We start from the raw sequence: 17340 nt of genomic DNA on the forward strand, positions 1-17340 counted from the left end.
GTTAAAAGATATTGTGCCGAATGGCCTTGACCATGGCCTGCTTGACATTGGTACAGCCCATTTTTTCGGTGATTTTCTTGGCGTAGAATTTCACCGTCCTTTCAGTGATACTCATGATCAGGCCGATTTCCTGGTAATTCTTGCCGAGGGCCAGCCAGTGGAGGAATTCAATTTCCCTGGGACTCAGCGAGAGGAGCTCTTCCTGGCTCACCTCAATCGGTCGATATTGATGGGCAATGGTCCCGATGGCCTTGATCAGGAACATGTTCGACTGGACGATACGATCAAAGTCAGGGTCGCCCTCAACACAGGGCAGGTGCAGGGAACCAAAGGCGCTGCCGGGTTCATGAAGGGGAATGCTGAAGCCTTGATCAATGCCATAGCGCGCGGATTGTTCGAAGACTTTGCTGGGCGCATGAGTGCAATCGTTTACCGTCGTCCAGAAGAACGGCCGCGAAGTGATGGCCGCGTTGGCCATCACCGGGTCGGACTTGTAGAGCGCCTGCTTGCGGTAGGTCTCAACCCATTCGGCGGGGTAGCTGCTGTGGATCGAGATATCACCGTTATCAACTAAGTGCGAATCGAGGTAGACATAGGCAAATCGTGTTATTTCCAGTTTATAGAATACCCAGGTCAAGACATCTACATAGGTTTTTGTGCTGGCCCCAGGGATGTTGTTCTCAACTTCTCTAACCAAGTCAAACGTATGTTTGATTGTGCGGAGTTTAGGCATGACAAGCGGGCTCCGGTTGGCTGGATGTGCTCTGTTATATGGATCCAAATGGGGTATGTCTGACTTATAGCATCGCCCGAAAACCATTTCAATATGTGTCAAATAGAAAACATAATTTGACGCAAGGGTGATTAAATCACTTATTTTTGACGCTTTGTGCTTTCGCCTGCTCGGCCAAGTGGTCAAGTTTTCTCGATGATTAAGGGCGTATTAAGAGTTTCGGGATAATCGCAGGGGGATGTAATGGGATCAGAGCGCCGTTCTCTTCATTCCTCCCTCAGGCCTGAGGGAACCTGTCGATAGCGCCGCCCCCCCCTCAGTCTCAGCTAAGTTTACCTGGGTAGTCTCCTCCCTGCGCCGATTGTGGCGCCGTTAAGGAGACGCCCGCAGATGAAAGCGCTGACCACAGCCGACTGGCTGAACAAGGTTCCGGAAGTGACACTGTCCTTCTGGGTGATCAAGATCATGTCCACCACCGTGGGCGAAACCGCGGCCGATTTCCTCGCTGTCGACGCCGGCCTGGGGCAGGGCCTGACCAGCATCGGCATGGCCGTACTGCTGGCCATCGCCTTGTTCGGCCAGTTGCGAACCCGTGCCTATACCCCTTGGATCTATTGGCTCAGCGTGGTGCTGGTGAGTGTGGTCGGGACGCAGATCACCGACCTGCTCACGGACAAGCTGGGCATCAGCCTGTATGTCAGCACGGCGATCTTCTCGGTGTTGCTGGCGATCAATTTCGGTATCTGGTATGCCCGCGAACGCAACCTTTCGATCAATGAAATCGTTACGCCGCGCCGGGAGTGGTTCTACTGGACGACAGTGCTCTGCACCTTTGCTCTCGGTACGGCGGCGGGCGACCTGGCCACCGAGGCCCTGGGGCTTGGCTTCACCCTCGGTTCGCTGATTTTCGCCGGGTTGATCGCCTTGACCCTGATCGCCTGGCGCCTGGGCGGCAACGCCGTGCTGACTTTCTGGATCGCCTACATCCTGACCCGTCCGTTCGGTGCGTCCCTGGGTGACCTGCTGACCCAGGCCAAGACCTACGGCGGCCTGGGCATGGGCGCCGCCTGGACCAGCGCGATCTTCCTCAGCGTCATCCTGATCCTGGTGGTCGTCGCGCAGTTCAGCGTCGGCAACCGCAAGCTCGCCACTCGATAACCCATTCAAATACACCCAAGGAATTGTCATGTTCAACGTTCAAACCGTTATGCGCAAAGCCGCTGTTCTTTCCGTGATTGCCGTCCTCGGCCTGGCCGCCGGCTGCTCCAAACCCACTGACGCGGCCAAGGTTGCCGCGGCACCGGGCACGGCCAGCGCACCTGTGGCAGCAAGCCAGGCCACGGCCTCGAAACTCGGCGACCTGTCGGCCTTCCAGAACATTGCCGTCGATGTCGCCGCCCTGGTCGAGAAGAACGATCTGGCGGGCGCCAAGACGCGGATCAAGGACCTGGAGCTGGCCTGGGACTCCGCCGAAGCCGGCCTCAAACCGCGTGCCGCGAGCGATTGGCACGTGCTCGACAAGGCCATCGACAACTCGCTGGATGCCCTGCGTGCCGGCAGCCCGAAACAGGCCGACTGCAAGGCGACGATGGATGAGTTGCTGAAAACCTTCAACGCCATGCAAGGTAAAAAATGATCTTGAGTCACCCGGTTCGAATTTTGTTGGCCGGATAAATCGCTTCGTGCACGGGTGAACAGATGCTTCAATGCAGGCTCGGCAATCATCACGCAGGATGAGCGCCGAGTCTTTTTTTTGCGGAGAGGGATATGCGGGTATTACTGGTCGAAGACGATCCCATGATCGGCGAGGCGATCCAGGGCGCATTGATGGATGCCAGTTACGCCGCCGACTGGGTCAACAACGGCACGACCGCCCTCACGGCGCTGGACACCCAGCACTATGACCTGGTGCTGCTCGACCTCGGCCTGCCGGGCAAGGACGGGCTCGAAGTGCTGGGTTGTATTCGCGCTCGCGGTAACGGCGTGCCGCTGTTGATCATCACCGCCCGCGACAGCCTCGATGATCGCCTGGAGGGCCTGGATGGTGGTGCCGACGACTATCTGCTCAAACCTTTCGACATGGCTGAATTGCTCGCGCGCATGCGCGCCGTCCTGCGCCGCAAGGGTGGTACCGCGCTGTCGCAACTGAGCAACGGCGTGGTCTCCCTCGACCTGATCTCGAAACAGGCCAGTACCGAGGCAATCCCCGAGGTCCAGCTCTCCAGTCGCGAGTTTGCCTTGTTGCAGGCCCTGCTGATCCGACCGGGGGCAATTCTCTCGCGCAGCGATCTGGAAGACCGGATCTATGGTTGGGACAACGAAGTGGAAAGCAACGCGGTGGAGTTTCTGATCCACGGCTTGCGACGCAAGCTGGGCAGCCATGTGATCAAGAACGTCAGGGGCATGGGATGGATGGTTTCAAAAAACGCCTGAGTGAGTCGGTCCAGCTCAGGCTGTCGGTCTCGCTGTCGCTGGCGATTCTGATCGTCGCCCTGCTGGCCGGGGTCTTTGCCTTTGTCTCGGCTTTCGACGAGGCCCTCGAAATGCAGGACAACACCCTGCATCAGGTGGCCGTGCTGTTCGAACGTCAGCAGATGACGCTGACCTATCCACGGCCGGAGGGCGTGGTTGCCGGCGACGATGAAGAGTCCCGGGTGACCGTGCAGTATCTGGGCGATGACAAGCGAGCCCCGGCCAATGTCGAGACCGGTGGACCGCTGCCGCTACCGGCGACCCTGGCCGATGGCCTGTCGACGCTGACGGTTGCTGGCGAACCGTTCCGGGTGCTGGTCAGGACCTTGGGCAACGGTCAGCGCATCGCGGTGTCCCAGGAAACCGGTATCCGTGACAGGGATGCCCGTGAAAGTGCCTGGCGCGGCCTGTTGCCGTTTCTGATCCTGTTTCCCGTGCTGCTGTTGGTGGTGGCTGACCTGTTGCGCAAGTTGTTCCGGCCTATCACGGTGCTGGCGGCGGAGATCGATCGGCGTGGCGAGCAGGAGCTCCACGCGATTGACGAAAATCATGTTCCGGCAGAAGTCCGGCCCTTTGTGCTGGCGATCAATCGCCTGCTCGGCCGGGTCGCCCAGTCGATGGAAAGCCAACAGCGTTTTGTTGCTGACGCCGCCCACGAATTGCGTTCGCCTCTGACTGCACTGTCCCTGCAAGCCGAGCGGCTGGCTGCCAGCGAGATGTCGGGTCTGGCCCGGGAGCGCCTGTTTGTCTTGCGGCGTGGCATCGAGCGGGGCAAGAGCCTGATCGAGCAACTGTTGGCGCTGGCCACCGCCCAGTCGAACGCGACGCCGTCCAGTGCGCCGGTCTCGGTGCACGCGGTCTATCGTCGGGTACTGGAGGACTTATTGCCGCTGGCCGAACTCAAGCAGATCGATATCGGCGTCGAGGGGGCAGAGGACGTGCACCTGGCGCTCAGCGAGATCGACCTGCTGGCGCTGGTCAGGAATCTGGTGGACAACGCCATTCGTTATACGCCCGCCGGTGGCCGTGTCGACCTATGGGTCAGCCGGGAGCAGGGGGGAGTGCTATTGCAGGTCAAGGACAGCGGCCCCGGTATCGGCGTTGAAGAACGCGAGCGGGTGTTCGATCCCTTCTATCGCAGCCTGGGCAGCCAGGCAGTCGGTTCCGGGCTAGGGCTGTCCATCGTCAAGGCCATCGCCGAGCGTAGCGGAGCGCATATCCGCCTGGAGTATTGCGACGAAGTGGCACAACGCGGGTTATGCGTTTCGCTGTGGTGGCCGCTGACGACAGCCTAAGCTAATGCAAAAAAGATATTTATTGAGGGTTTTTAAGATCGTATAGCTTTAACCCAGTGCTGATCAATCGCTGGGTTCCTTGTCTTTCCCCTGCCTTGAGCAGCTGTTTATCGGCGTGTCAGTTCGACTGATTGCGGGATGAATACCTTTTCAAATCACAGGGGAGTGAACCATGCCGAACTCGCTGGACATCACCGCGCTGCCTTTGCTGGACCTGTCCTTGCTCGAGGGCAGTTGCGAGCAGCGTCAGGGCTTTCTCGATGCACTGCGCCATGTCGCTGCGCCTGCTGCGGGCTTTCGCCCAGGCCCTGTCATTGCACGAACAGGCTTTCGACCCGCTGTATGGCGACAGGCCCAATGAATATATCAAGCTGATCCGCTACCCCGGCCGCGCACCAGGCGAAAGCCGCCAGGGCGTGGGTGCCCACAAGGATTCCGGCTTCCTCGGTTTCCTCTTGCAGGACCAGCAGGCGGGTCTGCAAGTGGAGGTCGAGGAGGGCCGCTGGATTGATGCGTTGCCCCGGGACAATACCCTGGTGGTGAATATCGGCGAATTGCTCGATCTGGTCGGCCTGGGGGGCAAGGCCGAGGCATTTCCTTCGCAACTGTCCGGCGGGCAGAAACAGCGGGTAGGTATCGCCCGGGCCCTGGCGGCGCGGCCGGCCTATCTGCTCTCGGATGAAGCCACCAGCGCCCTCGACCCGGAAACCACGGCATCGATTCTTGAGCTGTTGCGCGATATCAATCGCCGGTTGGGGCTGACCATTGTGCTGATCACCCATGAGCTGGACGTGATCAAGTCGATCTGCGATCACGCGGCTGTGCTGGATCAGGGACGGCTGCTGGAGTCCGGGCCCCTGGAAAGATTACCGGCCGAGCGGGATTCGTCTCTCGATCGCTCCTTGAGATCGGCGACTGCATCCTGGTGGTCCGAGAGGGCAGAGTGGGGAGACCGAAGTCGATTGCCAGGCTCTGCTTTCAAGAAGCGGGGCTGGATTTGAACACTCCGCTGAGGACAAACGCATAGCGCTCCGGACGGATAAAAAAGGTGGTCCGGTCACAGCAGCGGCCATCGGCAAAATACGAGGTGCGCTCCATCACCAGCAGCGCCGCGCCACGTTTCACATTCAGGGTATTGGCCAGGTGCTTGTCGGCTTCCTGGGCGCGAATCGCCATATCGGCGCGGGTGACCGGGGCGCCGGTGATCGATTCCAGGATCGAATAGATCGGGCGGTTCTCGACAGCCGTCCACACTACATTCGCCAGTTCGGCCGGCAGATGGCTGCGGCCCAGGGCGATGGGGTCGTCGTCGACAAAGTGCAGGCGCTCCAGCAGCAGGCACTGGTCGGTCTCCGCAAACAGGGCGTGCAGCGCCTCGGGCACCGGCTGCAACTGATGATCGAGGACCCGCATGCTCGGCTTGAGGCCTTGCAACAACAGCGCCTCATGAAAACTGCGCAAGGCATCGAGACCATGGCGAACCTGCTTGGCCGCGACGAAGGTGCCTTTGCCTTGCTTGCGTTCCACTACGCCGTCGTCGCTGAGCTTGCCCACGGCCAGGCGGATGGTCACCCGGCTCACCGCAAAGCGCTGGCCCAACTCGGCCTCCGAGGGCAGCTTGCCACTGGGTTCGTAGGCGCCGCGCTGAATCTCCTCCAGCAACTGATGGGCTATCTGTTCGTAGAGCGAGGTGGTGCTGTCACGAAGAATGGGCGTGGACACTGCGGGGTTCCGTGATCTGAGAAGCCTGGCGCCCGGCGGAGCCTTCACTTCTAAGGTTATAAAAATCGGTTATTGGGATGACTTGTATTAATACGTATTATGTCAGGTATTCCCATTGTAGACGACCTGACGACACTTGCCATGCCAGAAAACCTCCTTCGTGCGCCGCAGCCAGCCGATGCATTGAGCGTCGAGCAGATCAGCTTCAGCTACCCCAATGGTCATCGGGTGTTTTCCTCCTTCAGTCTCAGTGCCGCCCCCGGTGAGTTTGTCGCAATTCTCGGGCCGTCCGGCTGTGGCAAGACCACCTTGCTGAACCTGTTGTCGGGGTTTGTCCGACCGCAGGCGGGGCAGATCCGTTTGAACCAGGCCACGGTGAGTCCGGAGCGTTCGGAGTTGGGTTATGTGTTTCAGTCGCCGCAGTTGTTTCCCTGGCTGACAGCCCTGGAAAATGTCCGTTTCGGCTTGCGCATGGCCGCTGATAGCAGCGAGTCGCAGCAGCGCGAACAGGCCATGCAGTACCTGCGCCTCGTCGGCTTGGAGCAGGCCGCGCAACGTTTGCCCCATCAGCTTTCCGGCGGGATGCAGCAACGGGTCTCGCTGGCTCGTACCCTGGCGCTGGAGCCGGAGGTCTTGCTGATGGATGAGCCGTTCGCCGCACTGGATGCCATCAGCCGTAACCACATGAATGAAGAAACCCTGCGCATCTGGGCCGAACTGGGCCAGACCGTATTGTTCATTACCCATGACATCGACGAAGCGGTGTTCCTGGCGGACCGGGTCATCGTCCTCAATATTGCCCCGGGCGGTATTCACAGCGAACTGAAGATCCAGCTGCCACGGCCACGCTCCAATCTGAAAACCCGCCGCCTGCCGGCTTTCCTCGATTACCGCAATGAACTGATGGAGCGTATTTCCCAGGTCATGGCGCTGTCCGAGGCCCGTGTTTCCTCTCCCTCTCCCTGCCTTGAACTCGAGTCGATCCAATGATCAAACGTACGCTGCTTGCCCTTTCATTGTCGGTTGCCGCCATGGCCGGCAGTTCATTGGCCGTCGCTGGGGAAGCCAAGCCGCTACGGGTGGGGTATGTCTTCGCCATGGCCAACGCCCCGGCATTGATCGCGGACAAGGAGGGGTACTACCGTGACGAAGGCCTGAACGTGGATCTCCGGGCGCTGGGTGATGGTCCGGTGATCCAGCAAGCGCTGGCGGCCGGTGAGCTGGACGTGGCCTATGTCGGTACGCCACCGGTGTACCAGTGGTTTTCCCGAGGCTTGCAGAGCCGGATCCTGGCCAAGGTCAATTACGGCCAGGCGGCGGTGATCGTCGACAGCAAAAGCCCGATCAACGCCCTGGCCGAGCTCAAGGGTAAAAAACTTGCCGGGGTGAAGAAGGGCAGCGGCATGGACGTGCTGCTGCGCGGCTATGTGCTCAAGGAAAAAGCCGGGCTCAACCCTGACCATGATCTCGATATTATCGACATGCCCCCCGGCAATATGAACGCGGCCCTGGAGCGTGGCATTGTCGATGCGGCGTTCTCCTGGGAACCCTTTGTCAGCCAATCCTTGCTGCGGGGTTCGAGCCGGGTCCTGTTCGATGTCAACCAGGCCTTGCCCCAGTACCCCTGGTACGTGGTGATCGCGCTGCCGAAAACCTTGCAGGAACGCCCGGACGACGTGGTCAAACTGCTGCGCGCGCATCGCAAGGCCATTGCCTTTCTCAACGAACATCCTGACGAGTCGAACCGGATCATCGCCGAGGCATTCAAGCTTGAAGCGGTGCAAGGGCCGGACGGCAAGACCATCGCCCCGGAAACCATCGTTGCCCAGGCCCGTACCCGGCTGGGGTGGTCGGCGGACCTGGAGGCCACGGACATCCAGTTTATCCAGCGCCTGATGAACTACTCCCATGACCTGGGTTTTATCGACACCACGCTCAAGACCGAGCAGATCGTCGACACCTCCTACCTGGAAAAAGCTTCGCGCTGAGTCTGCCCATGTCCTTGCCAAAACCGAATTGGGGATGGGCCTCGCTGCCGTTCCTGCTGTTGATCTGGGTGGCCCTGGCCAGTCGTTTTCCCACCTACATTTTGCCGCAACCCTGGGACGTCGCTCGTGAGGCCCTGCGTTGGCTGGGCGACGGCTCGCTCTGGCAGCACTTGCAAGCCAGTGTCCTGGAAGAGCTCGGCGGGTTCTGCGCGGCGGTGATTGTCGCCGTACTGCTGGGGGCGGCGGGTGGGTTGTCTTCGCGCTTGCGTGACTTCATCGCACCACTCAACAGCCTGTTCATGGCCATCCCGCCGATCGCCTGGGCGCCGCTGATCATGATCATCTTCGGCCTGGGTTATGTGTCCATCGTGCTGGTGATCTTTATCGCCGCGGTGTTCCCCATGGCGGTGACGATCCAGGAGGGCGTGCAGGGCATTCGCGGCGGGGAAGTTCGCGCGGCCCGCACGCTGGGGGCCAGCCCCTGGCAGTTGCTGGCCCATGTCTACCTGCCGGCCTCGCTGCCGTTTGTCACGGCGGCCCTGCGCATCGGCTTCAGCCAGGGTTGGCGGGCGCTGGTGGCGGCGGAAATGATCGGCGCCTCCCGGGGCATCGGCTGGATGGTCTCCACCGGTGGCCAGATCGGCAACAGCAGCCAGGTGCTGCTGGGCATTGTCCTGATCGGGCTGACCGCCTGGCTGATGGAGAGTTTTGTGTTCCGGCGCATCGAGCGTCATTACCAGCAATGGCGCGAGCAATAAGTCGCCGGTGCCCCTTTCAAACCTTCGCTGAACCCATACGAGGTGTCATGTGAGTAACCAGTTCGATCCCCGCGAAGCCGGGCACTACATTGCCCCGCAAGGCCTGTATGAACGCAACAAGCAACGCCCCTTCCTGGGGGCGATCAGCTGTGATCGGCAGACCCTGGTGGCCGGCCAATGGGACGAGATCACCCTGGTCTACGAGGTCGGTGGCAGCGGCTTGGCGGACGGTGCCTGGTTGAAGCTGGCGTTCAAGTTCTACTCCGACTGGGCGTTGTTCCAGACCTCGAACCCGGCCGGTCCCAACTACGTCAGTGCCGAATATCAGGCCGGTGAATTGGTGCCGGGGCAGAGCCAGGCCACGGTGCAGCACCTCAAGGTGCGCTTTGACCAGAAGGGCCATGAGCGGCCGTTCCAGAAAGCCGTGATCATCGATATCGTCGACGGATACCTCAATCCTGGCGACCGTATCGTCATCCGCCTTGGTGACCGACGCCAGGGCGGCGCGGGTACGCGGGTGCAGAGTTTCGTCGAGAAGGACTTCCGTTTCCGCTTGTTTATCGACCCGCTGGGCAGCTCGAAGTTTGCCGAAGTGCCGGGTGATCCGTTGCTGGATATCGTCCCGGGACCGGCGCAAAGCGTGCAACTGATCGTGCCGCGGCTGGTCAGCGCGGGTGAAGCGTTCGACGTGCTGCTGCGGGTCGACGATGCCTGGGGCAATACCTGTCGCCAGCTGCCACTGGAAGGGCTATTGACCCTGACCGGTCCTGAAGGCGAACAGCGGCAACAGCCGTTCCGCCTGGCGGCCGAGGGTTGGGCGATTGCCCGGCTTGAGGGGTTGAAGTTCGGCGCGGTAGGCGAGTGGCGCTTGTCAGCGGAGGTGCAGGGGGCGTTTGTGCGCGGGGCCCGGGCCTTTGTGACGGTCGACCCGGCGGGTACGGCATTGCGTCCGCTCTATGCGGACCTGCATGTGCATTCCGACGACACCGTGGGCACCAATGACACCTTGTACAACCTCAGTTATGGCCGTGACGTCGCCGGGCTCGATGTGCTCGGTTATACCGCCAACGACTTCAATATCACCGAGCAGCGCTGGGACCAGGCGGTCAAGTTGATCCACGAGCTCAATGAGCCGGGTCGCTTTGTCTGCTATCCCGGTACCGAATGGTGCGGCAATTCCTGCGCCGGCGGTGACCGCAATGTGGTGTTCCTGCACGGTCGAAAGCCGGAATTTCCTTTCGACAACCAGGGGCGATTGGTTCGTTCCTTCGAATGGAACGAGTTTACTGCCGGGACCATCAAGCCCGGCGCCTGGCCGGTGGACGAGCTGTATGCCGCCTATGCCAAGGACCCCGAAGGCCATCTGATGATGCCGCACGTGGGTGGGCGTCGTTGCAACCTGGATTGGCATCATCCGGAGCTGGAACGTCTGATTGAAGTGGGCTCGGCGTGGGGGCAGTTCCATTGGGTCTACGCCGAAGCCTTGCAACGTGGATATCGGGTGGGAGCTGCCGCCAACAGCGATGAACACCAGGGCCGTTGCGGCGGCGGTGTGCCGGCCACGGCGGTGTTCGGTTCCCGTGGCGGGCTGACCGGGGTGGTCGCCGACAGTTTTGACCGTGACAGCGTCGGCAAGGCATTGCGTGCCCGTCGGACCTTTGCCACCACCGGCGAGCGCTCGTTCGCCAGCCTGCGCCAGGGTGCGCACTTTATGGGTGAGGTGTTCACTGCACGGGCGGATGCGAGCCTGGATTATCGCTTGCTGGGGGAGGCGGGTTGGGAGCAGGTCGAGTTGTTCGACGGCGAGCAGCGGGTCTGGTCGCGCAACCTGCATGAGGAACTGGGTTTCTCGGGGCACGGCATTCGCCTGCGGTTGGGGGGGGCACGGATCAAGGACCGTTATCGCGGTGCCTACTGGACGGGTGAGATCCAGGTCACTGGCGCGGTGATCAAGGGCTTCCGCGCATTGGGTCTCGATCATCCCGAACAGACCGTGTGGCGCAAGGATGCAACGACACTGGCGTTTCGCACCGATACCAATGGCGATACCGACAGCATCGAGATCGACCTGTCGCAACTGGCGGGGGCGACCTTGCAGATTCACAGCCGTATCGATAATTACATCAAGGTCGGCGACCCGTCCGAGCCACAACCTTATGTGCATGCGCCGACGGTGCTGATGGAATTGTCCGGTGAGCAACTGCTGGCCCAGGGGCAGGTAATCGAGGAACTGCCGGGGGCGGAGTTGAAGGTGTCCCTGGAGCGGACAACCGACGCGTTGTTGCCGCGAGAGGTGCAAGGGCGGATCGAGCTGGCGGCGTTGCGGTTGGAGGCGGGGCGTGAGCATCCGTTGTTTATCTGTGCACGGCAGCGGGATCAGTCGAGGGTCTGGACTTCGGCGTTGTTTTTGACGGTGTAGGCCGGCCAGGAAGCGCAGGGCGCCAACCGTCCAGGGCTGGCGCCTTGGGTTGAAATAGGCTATCTGTTTGGGCATCGCGAGGATGCTGGACTCAGGAGCGGATGATGGCCAATACACCGGATAACGATGAAGCCCTGGAGGTCCAGCGGATGTGCGAGGTTGCGCAGTTGTACTTGAAGAGAACCCTGACACCCCGGGAGGTTGAAGAGATCGTCGCTTTTGTGGCGGCTAAAAGGGCGCGGACGGAAAGTCGCCAGAAGGGATGATGAATGAGCCTTTACAGGTTTCGTGTCTCGTCAGTATTCGAGGTGCGTATGCCTGCGATCCTGTTCATCTGTATCTATCTGGCGCCCTGGTGGCTTGATAGAGTTTGAGGCTCTTCTCGGCAAGGAACTGCTCCATGGACCTGACTGCTATCCCCTTCGGTACGACTGATTGGTCGACTATCGAGCCCGTCGCCCATCCGGGCCAGACAGGCACCGCCTATTGGCGGACTTGTCAGTTTGGCGCTGCCCGTGTGCGGATGGTCGAGTACAGTCCCGGATACCTGGCCGACCACTGGTGCTGGAGAGGGCATATCCTGCTGTGCCTGGAGGGTGAGTTGGACACGGAGCTGGAAGATGGCCGTCGGTTTACACTGGCTGCGGGGATGAGCTATCAGGTCGGCAACAATAACGAGGGGCATCGTTCATCCACTACCAACGGGGCCAAGTTGTTTATTGTGGACTGAGCACGTCGTCTAATATGGCTGCGGTTATTTCCTTAAGAAATTGCATGGCCTGGAACTGGGGGAGCTTGACCGTCCGTTGAAATGACTTTCAAAAAAACGCTCAAGACAGTTGCTCCCACAGGTATTGTGTTTGCCCCTATGATCAGTAGAGGGACCTGGGCCTGCAGAAAATGGCTCGCAATGGTTCCGGAGCAAATCGGTTCAACTGATCCGGTCAGGACCATGCACCGTTCCACCGTCACATTCCACCTCGACGGTATCGTCCAGAAGGCCACGGCGAAAGAAGGTGCAGTGCGGATTGCCCATGCTGCACGTCATACGGGGCCTGTTTTTCCGCCTTATTTTATCTTGGGCATATCCAGTATGGATCTGATAAAGGCGTCGTCGGCATTGACCAGGAGTTCAGACACGTACCACTGGCCTTGCACCTGCCTGAAACCGATATGAATACCGATTAATTGCCCGTCATCGCGTTCGATCAGATAGGCTCTGTTTTCAAACACTTCACCTTTGGTCTCTTTGGGGGTCAAGTGTATTTTGTATATTTCATGTTTCCCGAGCCAGGCGGAAAGTGTGTTCTGGCTTTTGGAGATGAGATCCTTCTCCTTGGTTTGCCACTTGTCAAAGTGTCCGGAAAAAGCCTTGCTCCAGCAATCCGAGGCCAACTTGTTTTCAATGCACTGACTGTATTGGTTCTCGAACTCGTCTTTGTAGGCAATGGCGTCGTTGGCGTAGGCGGAACTTGCAGTTGCCAGGAGGGACAGGCAAAAAACAGCTTTCTTGAACATTCTGATCTCATCTTGAATTTAGGGATTTGCCTTTCGGTTCAACCCTGTCTTGCTTAGCCACCGGCATTCGCTTTCGCTCTTGCAGCCACCGATGGATCACGCGTCGTGGTCCTACAGTACCTCACCAGGTTCAGGAGTGGATAGTCGGCTTCGGAAGCTGGCGATGACAGCGCGCCCGGCGCTGTCATCGCGGTGCCGGGAGGAAGGGCTCGATCAGGCCGCGTTGGCTTCTTTCTTCAGGCTCTTGATGTCAATCACAAAACGGTATTTGACGTCGCCCTTGAGCATGCGGCCATAGGCTTCGTTGATGTCCTGGATATCGATCATCTCGATATCCGAGACCAGTCCGTGCCTGGCGCAGAAGTCCAGCATGTCCTGGGTTTCCTGGATGCCGCCGATCAGGGAACCGGCGAGGCTGCGGCGCTTGAAGATCAGGTTGAACACCGAAGGCGAAGGGTGCGGACTGTCAGGGGCGCCGACCAGGGTCATGGTGCCGTCGCGCCTGAGCAGGGCGAGGAAGGCGTCCAGGTCGTGGGGCGCGGCCACGGTGTTGAGGATGAAGTCCAGGGTGTTGGCGAACGCGGCCATTTCATCCGCGTTCTTCGACACCACGACTTCATCGGCGCCCAGGCGCAGGCCGTCTTCACGCTTGTTCGGCGAGGTGGTGAACAGCACCACATGCGCGCCCATGGCATGGGCGATTTTCACCGCCATGTGCCCCAGGCCGCCGAGACCGACCACCCCGACTTTTTTGCCAGGACCGACTTTCCAATGGTGCAGCGGCGAATAGGTGGTGATGCCGGCACACAGCAGCGGCGCGACGGCTGCCAGATTGGCTTCACCGTGGGAAATGCGCAGGACGAACTTTTCCTTGACGACGATATTGTCCGAATAACCGCCATAGGTGTTTTCACCGCCGAACACCGGGCCGTTGTAGGTGCCGGTGAAGCCGCTCTCGCAATATTGCTCTTCACCTTCGACGCAGGATGCACAGTGCTGGCAGCTGTCGACCATGCAGCCGACACCGGCCAGGTCGCCGACCTTGAATTTGCTGACATTGGCACCGACCGCGGTAACCCGGCCGACAATTTCATGCCCCGGTACCGACGGGTACAAGGTGTTGTGCCATTCATTACGCGCGGTGTGCAGGTCGGAGTGGCAGACGCCGCAGTAGAGGATCTCGATCTGCACATCGTCGGCGCCGGGAGCGCGACGTTCGAAGGTGAAAGGCTTGAGTGAATCCTTGGGATTTTGGGCCGCGTAGCTATACGTCTTGGTCATGGCGTCGTCACCTTGGGTTTCATGGGGCAGGAAATAACTTGACCAGCATAGCCACTGAATCGTTCAGGCGGATGACGATCCTGAGACAGGGGGACAAGCCGGTCTATCCCTTTCCGCAAGCCCCCCCCGATTGGCTCAGCCCTGCCACATGGACAGTTCGACGTCTTCGGCGAACGGCGTGGACAGGTAACCCTCGGCAGGATTGCGCACCCGTGCCAGGTACTCGGGGCTATGGTCGGCATTGTCGGCGATGATCAGCGCGCCAGGCCGCAGGCGGCTCTGCAGCAGGCCGAGGATCTCGGGGTAGAGCGCCTTGGCACCGTCGAGCAGGACCAGGTCGATGCTTTCCGGAAGGTCGACACTGAGGGTTTGCAAGGCATCGCCCTCGCGGATATCCACCAGGTCGAGCAGCCCGCCGAGCGCCAGGTTGTTCCGTGCCCGTAGCACCTTGGATGGCTCGAATTCGCTGGTGATCAAGCGGCCGCCGCCATTGTCCCGCAGGGCGGCGGCGAGGTGCAGGGTCGAGAGGCCGAACGAGGTGCCGAATTCGACAATGGTCCGTGCCGTGCAACTGCGCGCCAGCATATACAGGAGTGTCCCGGTCTCCCGCGAGACCGCCAGGGGAAAATCCTTCAGGCGGGTATAGAACTCGAGGTAGTCGGTCTTGCTGCGCATCAGGCGCACGCGCTCTTCTTCCGAGATATTGCCGGCGGCGGCGACGAGGGTTGGCCAGGTTTCATCGGCCTCGGCGAACAGGCGGTCGAGCAGGGGCGCGAGGGGGGCTTGGGTCAGGGTTTTCATGGGGTTTTCCAAGTGGGGTCGGTGAGGGTTTATAATGCGAATAAACCTTCATGTTTTCTATTCGCATTGCGAGCCTTGCCCATGACCGATCGCCCAAGTACGCGGATTACCTCACGCAAACAGCCCAAGCAGGCTCGTTCCAATGACCTGGTCGATTCGATTCTGCAAGCGGCTATTCAGGTTTTGGCGAAGGAGGGCATGCGCCGCTTTACCACTACGCGGGTGGCTGAGCGGGCCGGGGTCAGTGTCGGTTCGGTGTATCAATACTTCCCGAACAAAGCCGCGATCCTCTTCCGCCTGCAAAGCGATGAGTGGCGCGAGACCAGCGAGATGCTGCGCGGCATCCTTGAAGACACCCGTAATCCGCCGCTGGAGCGGTTGCGTCTGCTGGTTCATGTCTTTATCCGCTCCGAATGCGATGAGGCCGAGGTGCGCGTGGCACTGGATGACGCCGCGCCGTTTTATCGCGATGCACCCGAGGCGCAGGAGGTAAGGGCGGCGGGCAAACAGGCTGTCGAAGTGTTCATGCGCGAGGTACTGCCCGAGGCCTCGGACGCGACCCGGGCCGTGGCCGGCGATCTGATCAAGGTGACGCTCAGTTCGGTGGGCAAGCAGTTTTCGGAAAGCCCACGGACCCCGGCGCAGATCGAAACCTATGCGGATGCCATGGCCGACATGTTTTGCGCCTACCTGCGAGGCCTCGGACACTGTTGATAGCCCTCGTCGGATCAGGCCGCCTGATCCAGCACCTGGTCATCCCGTTCGGTATCGCTGTCATTCTCGACCGAGCTCCGGTCGAGAAACAGAAACACCACGGCGGCCGTCAGCACGGTGATAGCCGTCAGTACCCACAGCAAGGTGCTGAACGCGGCACTGTAGCCCTCGGCCAATGCCGCGCGTCCGGCGGCGGGCAGCAATTGCATGGCGCCGGCAAGATCGCCGGTGGCCAGATGCTGTGCGGCGCCGACGATATCGGGTGTCACCGTACCGCCGAGGTGGCTGGCGGTGAAGGCCGACAGCAGCGCCATGACGACGGCAATGGCCACACCTTCACCGGCCACCCGGGTGGTGCTGAAAATACCGGTGGCCATGCCGGCGCGCTCCTTGGGCACCACGCTGACCGCCATGCCATCCATCAAGCCCCAGGGCAGGCTGATGCCGACACCGATGACGAACATGGGCCAGGCCAGCGCGGTGGTACTGCTGCCCACCGGTACATGGCCCAGCCAGAACAGCCCGGCGGCACACACCAGCAAGCCACTGCCGCACAAGGTCGAGGGCGACAACCAGCGGGTCAGGTAGCCGGCGACAATCGGCAATACCAACAGTGGCGCCGACAACGCGACCAGCAACCAGCCGGCGGCGATCTCGCTCATGCCTTCGATGCCGACGAAACGGATTGGCAGCAGGATCAGCAGCACCACAAAGGAATAGGCCGGTGCGGCCGCCAGCAACTGCACGCCGACGAAGCGCGGGAAGCGGAACAGCGTCAGGTCGAGCATCGGCTGGGCGACCCGCTGTTCGATGATGACGAAGGCGGCGAAGGACAGCAGCGCGACGGCGAACAGTGCGAGCACCAGCGGATCGGCCCAACCGCTTTCCGGCGCCTTGAGGATGGCAAAGGTGAAGATCCCCAGCGCCCAGGTGAAGGTGATCGCACCGGGCCAATCGATACCGGCCGCCTCGGGGTTGCGCGACTCGTTCATATAGCGCGTGGCCAGGATCAGTGAAATCGCCGCCAGCACGGTGATCAGCAGGAAGATCACCTGCCAGCCGAATGCCTCGATCATCACGCCGGCGGCCACGGGGCCGAAGGCCAGGCCGATACCGAAGCTGGTTCCGACGAAACTGAACGCCCGGATGCGTCCCGGGCCTTCGAAGACTTGGGCCAGGGCGGCCATGCCACTGGAGAAGGCGGCCGCGGCGGCCAGTCCCTGGGCTGCGCGCAGGACGTCGAACAGTGCCAGGTCAGGGGCGAAGGGTAAGGCCGCGGCGAGCAGGGCAAAAGCGCTGACGCCGCCGATAAAGACTTTCTTGCGGCCATAGTTGTCAGCCAGCGCGCCGGCCAGCATCAGGCAACTGCCGAAGGTCAGCATAAAGGCGTTGGTGACCCAGTTCAGTTCCATCGGCGAGCCGCCGAAGGTGCGGCTGATGGCGGGCAGGGCCACGGCCGCCGCGGTGAAGTTGAAGGGCATGGTGATGGCCGTGATGCAGACGGCCAGCAGTATCAGCCTCTGTTGAAGCAAGAGTGGAGTGGGCATCTTGAGAGATCCTTGTAGCGGGCGGGTGTATCTGCCCTGGGTAAGCGAGACGACGGCCGCGATTTGCTGGTTTGTCCGGGCTGTCGGAACAT

The 17340-nt window shown here is 60.8% G+C and carries 17 protein-coding genes and 2 pseudogenes; 12 read left to right on the top strand and 7 right to left on the bottom strand.

Features of this window, described 5'->3' with window-relative positions:
- Position 1: 1 nt before the first annotated feature.
- Positions 2–733 carry a LuxR family transcriptional regulator gene (locus M5C01_RS11615; protein ID WP_178129823.1) on the bottom strand — a complete coding sequence of 244 codons (732 nt, stop codon included), beginning with the start codon at positions 731–733 and terminating at the stop codon, positions 2–4.
- Between the two features lie 390 nt (positions 734–1123).
- Between M5C01_RS11615 and M5C01_RS11620 the strand changes: the two genes are divergently transcribed.
- From M5C01_RS11620 to M5C01_RS11640, 5 genes and pseudogenes are all read left to right on the top strand, one after another.
- The gene (locus M5C01_RS11620) at positions 1124–1891 is read left to right on the top strand and encodes a hypothetical protein (protein ID WP_152738648.1); all 768 of its coding nucleotides are present in this window, start codon (positions 1124–1126) and stop codon (positions 1889–1891) included.
- A 28-nt stretch (positions 1892–1919) separates the two neighbouring features.
- Entirely contained in the window at positions 1920–2369 is a 450-nt protein-coding gene (locus M5C01_RS11625) for a hypothetical protein (protein WP_152738651.1), read from the top strand.
- A 131-nt stretch (positions 2370–2500) separates the two neighbouring features.
- Complete coding sequence (locus M5C01_RS11630; RefSeq protein WP_103498117.1) at positions 2501–3166, top strand: response regulator; 666 nt, start codon at positions 2501–2503, stop codon at positions 3164–3166.
- A complete protein-coding gene (locus M5C01_RS11635; RefSeq protein ID WP_152738654.1) occupies positions 3142–4500 on the top strand; it encodes an ATP-binding protein in 1359 nt (452 codons plus the stop codon). Before M5C01_RS11630 ends, M5C01_RS11635 begins: the two co-directional genes overlap by 25 nt.
- A 272-nt stretch (positions 4501–4772) precedes the next feature.
- A pseudogene (locus M5C01_RS11640) lies at positions 4773–5501 on the top strand (2OG-Fe(II) oxygenase family protein); the annotation flags it as partial.
- Here the strand turns inward: M5C01_RS11640 and M5C01_RS11645 are convergent.
- Positions 5479–6222: a GntR family transcriptional regulator gene (locus tag M5C01_RS11645; protein WP_103498111.1), complete on the bottom strand. Its 744-nt coding sequence runs from the start codon at positions 6220–6222 to the stop codon at positions 5479–5481. The pseudogene M5C01_RS11640 and the gene M5C01_RS11645 sit on opposite strands and share 23 nt — an antisense overlap.
- 141 nt (positions 6223–6363) lie before the next feature.
- Here M5C01_RS11645 and M5C01_RS11650 point away from each other — a divergent pair, with 141 nt between their 5' ends.
- The 6 genes from M5C01_RS11650 to M5C01_RS11675 all read left to right on the top strand — a co-directional run bounded on the left by M5C01_RS11650 (position 6364) and on the right by M5C01_RS11675 (position 12117).
- The gene (locus tag M5C01_RS11650) at positions 6364–7212 is read left to right on the top strand and encodes an ABC transporter ATP-binding protein (protein WP_152738656.1); all 849 of its coding nucleotides are present in this window, start codon (positions 6364–6366) and stop codon (positions 7210–7212) included.
- Positions 7209–8210, top strand: a complete 1002-nt coding sequence (locus M5C01_RS11655) for an ABC transporter substrate-binding protein (RefSeq protein WP_152738659.1) — start codon at positions 7209–7211, stop codon at positions 8208–8210. The genes M5C01_RS11650 and M5C01_RS11655 overlap by 4 nt, the downstream gene beginning before the upstream one ends.
- Positions 8211–8218: 8 nt before the next feature.
- The gene (locus M5C01_RS11660) at positions 8219–8968 is read left to right on the top strand and encodes an ABC transporter permease (RefSeq protein WP_152738662.1); all 750 of its coding nucleotides are present in this window, start codon (positions 8219–8221) and stop codon (positions 8966–8968) included.
- Between the two features lie 49 nt (positions 8969–9017).
- Entirely contained in the window at positions 9018–11387 is a 2370-nt protein-coding gene (locus M5C01_RS11665; protein ID WP_178129824.1) for a hypothetical protein, read from the top strand.
- A 104-nt stretch (positions 11388–11491) separates the two neighbouring features.
- Positions 11492–11653: a hypothetical protein gene (locus M5C01_RS11670; RefSeq protein WP_218171277.1), complete on the top strand. Its 162-nt coding sequence runs from the start codon at positions 11492–11494 to the stop codon at positions 11651–11653.
- 134 nt (positions 11654–11787) lie between these two features.
- The gene (locus M5C01_RS11675) at positions 11788–12117 is read left to right on the top strand and encodes a DHCW motif cupin fold protein (RefSeq protein WP_152738665.1); all 330 of its coding nucleotides are present in this window, start codon (positions 11788–11790) and stop codon (positions 12115–12117) included.
- A gap of 176 nt (positions 12118–12293) precedes the next feature.
- Here the strand turns inward: M5C01_RS11675 and M5C01_RS32965 are convergent.
- The 4 genes and pseudogenes from M5C01_RS32965 to M5C01_RS11690 form a co-directional block, all read right to left on the bottom strand.
- Positions 12294–12396: pseudogene (locus M5C01_RS32965) on the bottom strand (diaminopimelate epimerase); the annotation flags it as partial.
- A 59-nt stretch (positions 12397–12455) separates the two neighbouring features.
- Positions 12456–12905, bottom strand: a complete 450-nt coding sequence (locus tag M5C01_RS11680) for a hypothetical protein (protein WP_152738669.1) — start codon at positions 12903–12905, stop codon at positions 12456–12458.
- 213 nt (positions 12906–13118) lie between these two features.
- Positions 13119–14186, bottom strand: a complete 1068-nt coding sequence (locus M5C01_RS11685; protein ID WP_152738672.1) for an NAD(P)-dependent alcohol dehydrogenase — start codon at positions 14184–14186, stop codon at positions 13119–13121.
- 135 nt (positions 14187–14321) lie between these two features.
- On the bottom strand, positions 14322–14987 hold the full coding sequence (locus M5C01_RS11690) for an O-methyltransferase (RefSeq protein WP_152738675.1): 666 nt from the start codon (positions 14985–14987) through the stop codon (positions 14322–14324).
- A gap of 81 nt (positions 14988–15068) precedes the next feature.
- On the opposite strand from M5C01_RS11690, the gene M5C01_RS11695 reads away from it, so the two are divergent.
- A complete protein-coding gene (locus M5C01_RS11695) occupies positions 15069–15701 on the top strand; it encodes a TetR family transcriptional regulator (protein WP_152738678.1) in 633 nt (210 codons plus the stop codon).
- Between the two features lie 14 nt (positions 15702–15715).
- Here M5C01_RS11695 and M5C01_RS11700 read toward each other — a convergent pair whose 3' ends face one another.
- Positions 15716–17248: an MFS transporter gene (locus M5C01_RS11700; protein ID WP_152738681.1), complete on the bottom strand. Its 1533-nt coding sequence runs from the start codon at positions 17246–17248 to the stop codon at positions 15716–15718.
- Positions 17249–17340: the final 92 nt, after the last annotated feature.

The sequence above is a fragment of the Pseudomonas sp. MWU12-2319 genome (genome assembly GCF_023242525.1).
In the GTDB taxonomy this organism is placed as follows: domain Bacteria; phylum Pseudomonadota; class Gammaproteobacteria; order Pseudomonadales; family Pseudomonadaceae; genus Aquipseudomonas; species Aquipseudomonas gingeri_D.

Coding starts and splice junctions, on each gene's coding strand:
- M5C01_RS11615 (WP_178129823.1), bottom strand. CDS start 733: ATGCCTAAACTCCGCACAATCAAACATACGTTTGACTTGGTTAGAGAA.
- M5C01_RS11620 (WP_152738648.1), top strand. CDS start 1,124: ATGAAAGCGCTGACCACAGCCGACTGGCTGAACAAGGTTCCGGAAGTG.
- M5C01_RS11625 (WP_152738651.1), top strand. CDS start 1,920: ATGTTCAACGTTCAAACCGTTATGCGCAAAGCCGCTGTTCTTTCCGTG.
- M5C01_RS11630 (WP_103498117.1), top strand. CDS start 2,501: ATGCGGGTATTACTGGTCGAAGACGATCCCATGATCGGCGAGGCGATC.
- M5C01_RS11635 (WP_152738654.1), top strand. CDS start 3,142: ATGGATGGTTTCAAAAAACGCCTGAGTGAGTCGGTCCAGCTCAGGCTG.
- M5C01_RS11650 (WP_152738656.1), top strand. CDS start 6,364: ATGCCAGAAAACCTCCTTCGTGCGCCGCAGCCAGCCGATGCATTGAGC.
- M5C01_RS11655 (WP_152738659.1), top strand. CDS start 7,209: ATGATCAAACGTACGCTGCTTGCCCTTTCATTGTCGGTTGCCGCCATG.
- M5C01_RS11660 (WP_152738662.1), top strand. CDS start 8,219: ATGTCCTTGCCAAAACCGAATTGGGGATGGGCCTCGCTGCCGTTCCTG.
- M5C01_RS11670 (WP_218171277.1), top strand. CDS start 11,492: ATGGCCAATACACCGGATAACGATGAAGCCCTGGAGGTCCAGCGGATG.
- M5C01_RS11675 (WP_152738665.1), top strand. CDS start 11,788: ATGGACCTGACTGCTATCCCCTTCGGTACGACTGATTGGTCGACTATC.
- M5C01_RS11680 (WP_152738669.1), bottom strand. CDS start 12,905: ATGTTCAAGAAAGCTGTTTTTTGCCTGTCCCTCCTGGCAACTGCAAGT.
- M5C01_RS11685 (WP_152738672.1), bottom strand. CDS start 14,186: ATGACCAAGACGTATAGCTACGCGGCCCAAAATCCCAAGGATTCACTC.
- M5C01_RS11690 (WP_152738675.1), bottom strand. CDS start 14,987: ATGAAAACCCTGACCCAAGCCCCCCTCGCGCCCCTGCTCGACCGCCTG.
- M5C01_RS11695 (WP_152738678.1), top strand. CDS start 15,069: ATGACCGATCGCCCAAGTACGCGGATTACCTCACGCAAACAGCCCAAG.
- M5C01_RS11700 (WP_152738681.1), bottom strand. CDS start 17,248: ATGCCCACTCCACTCTTGCTTCAACAGAGGCTGATACTGCTGGCCGTC.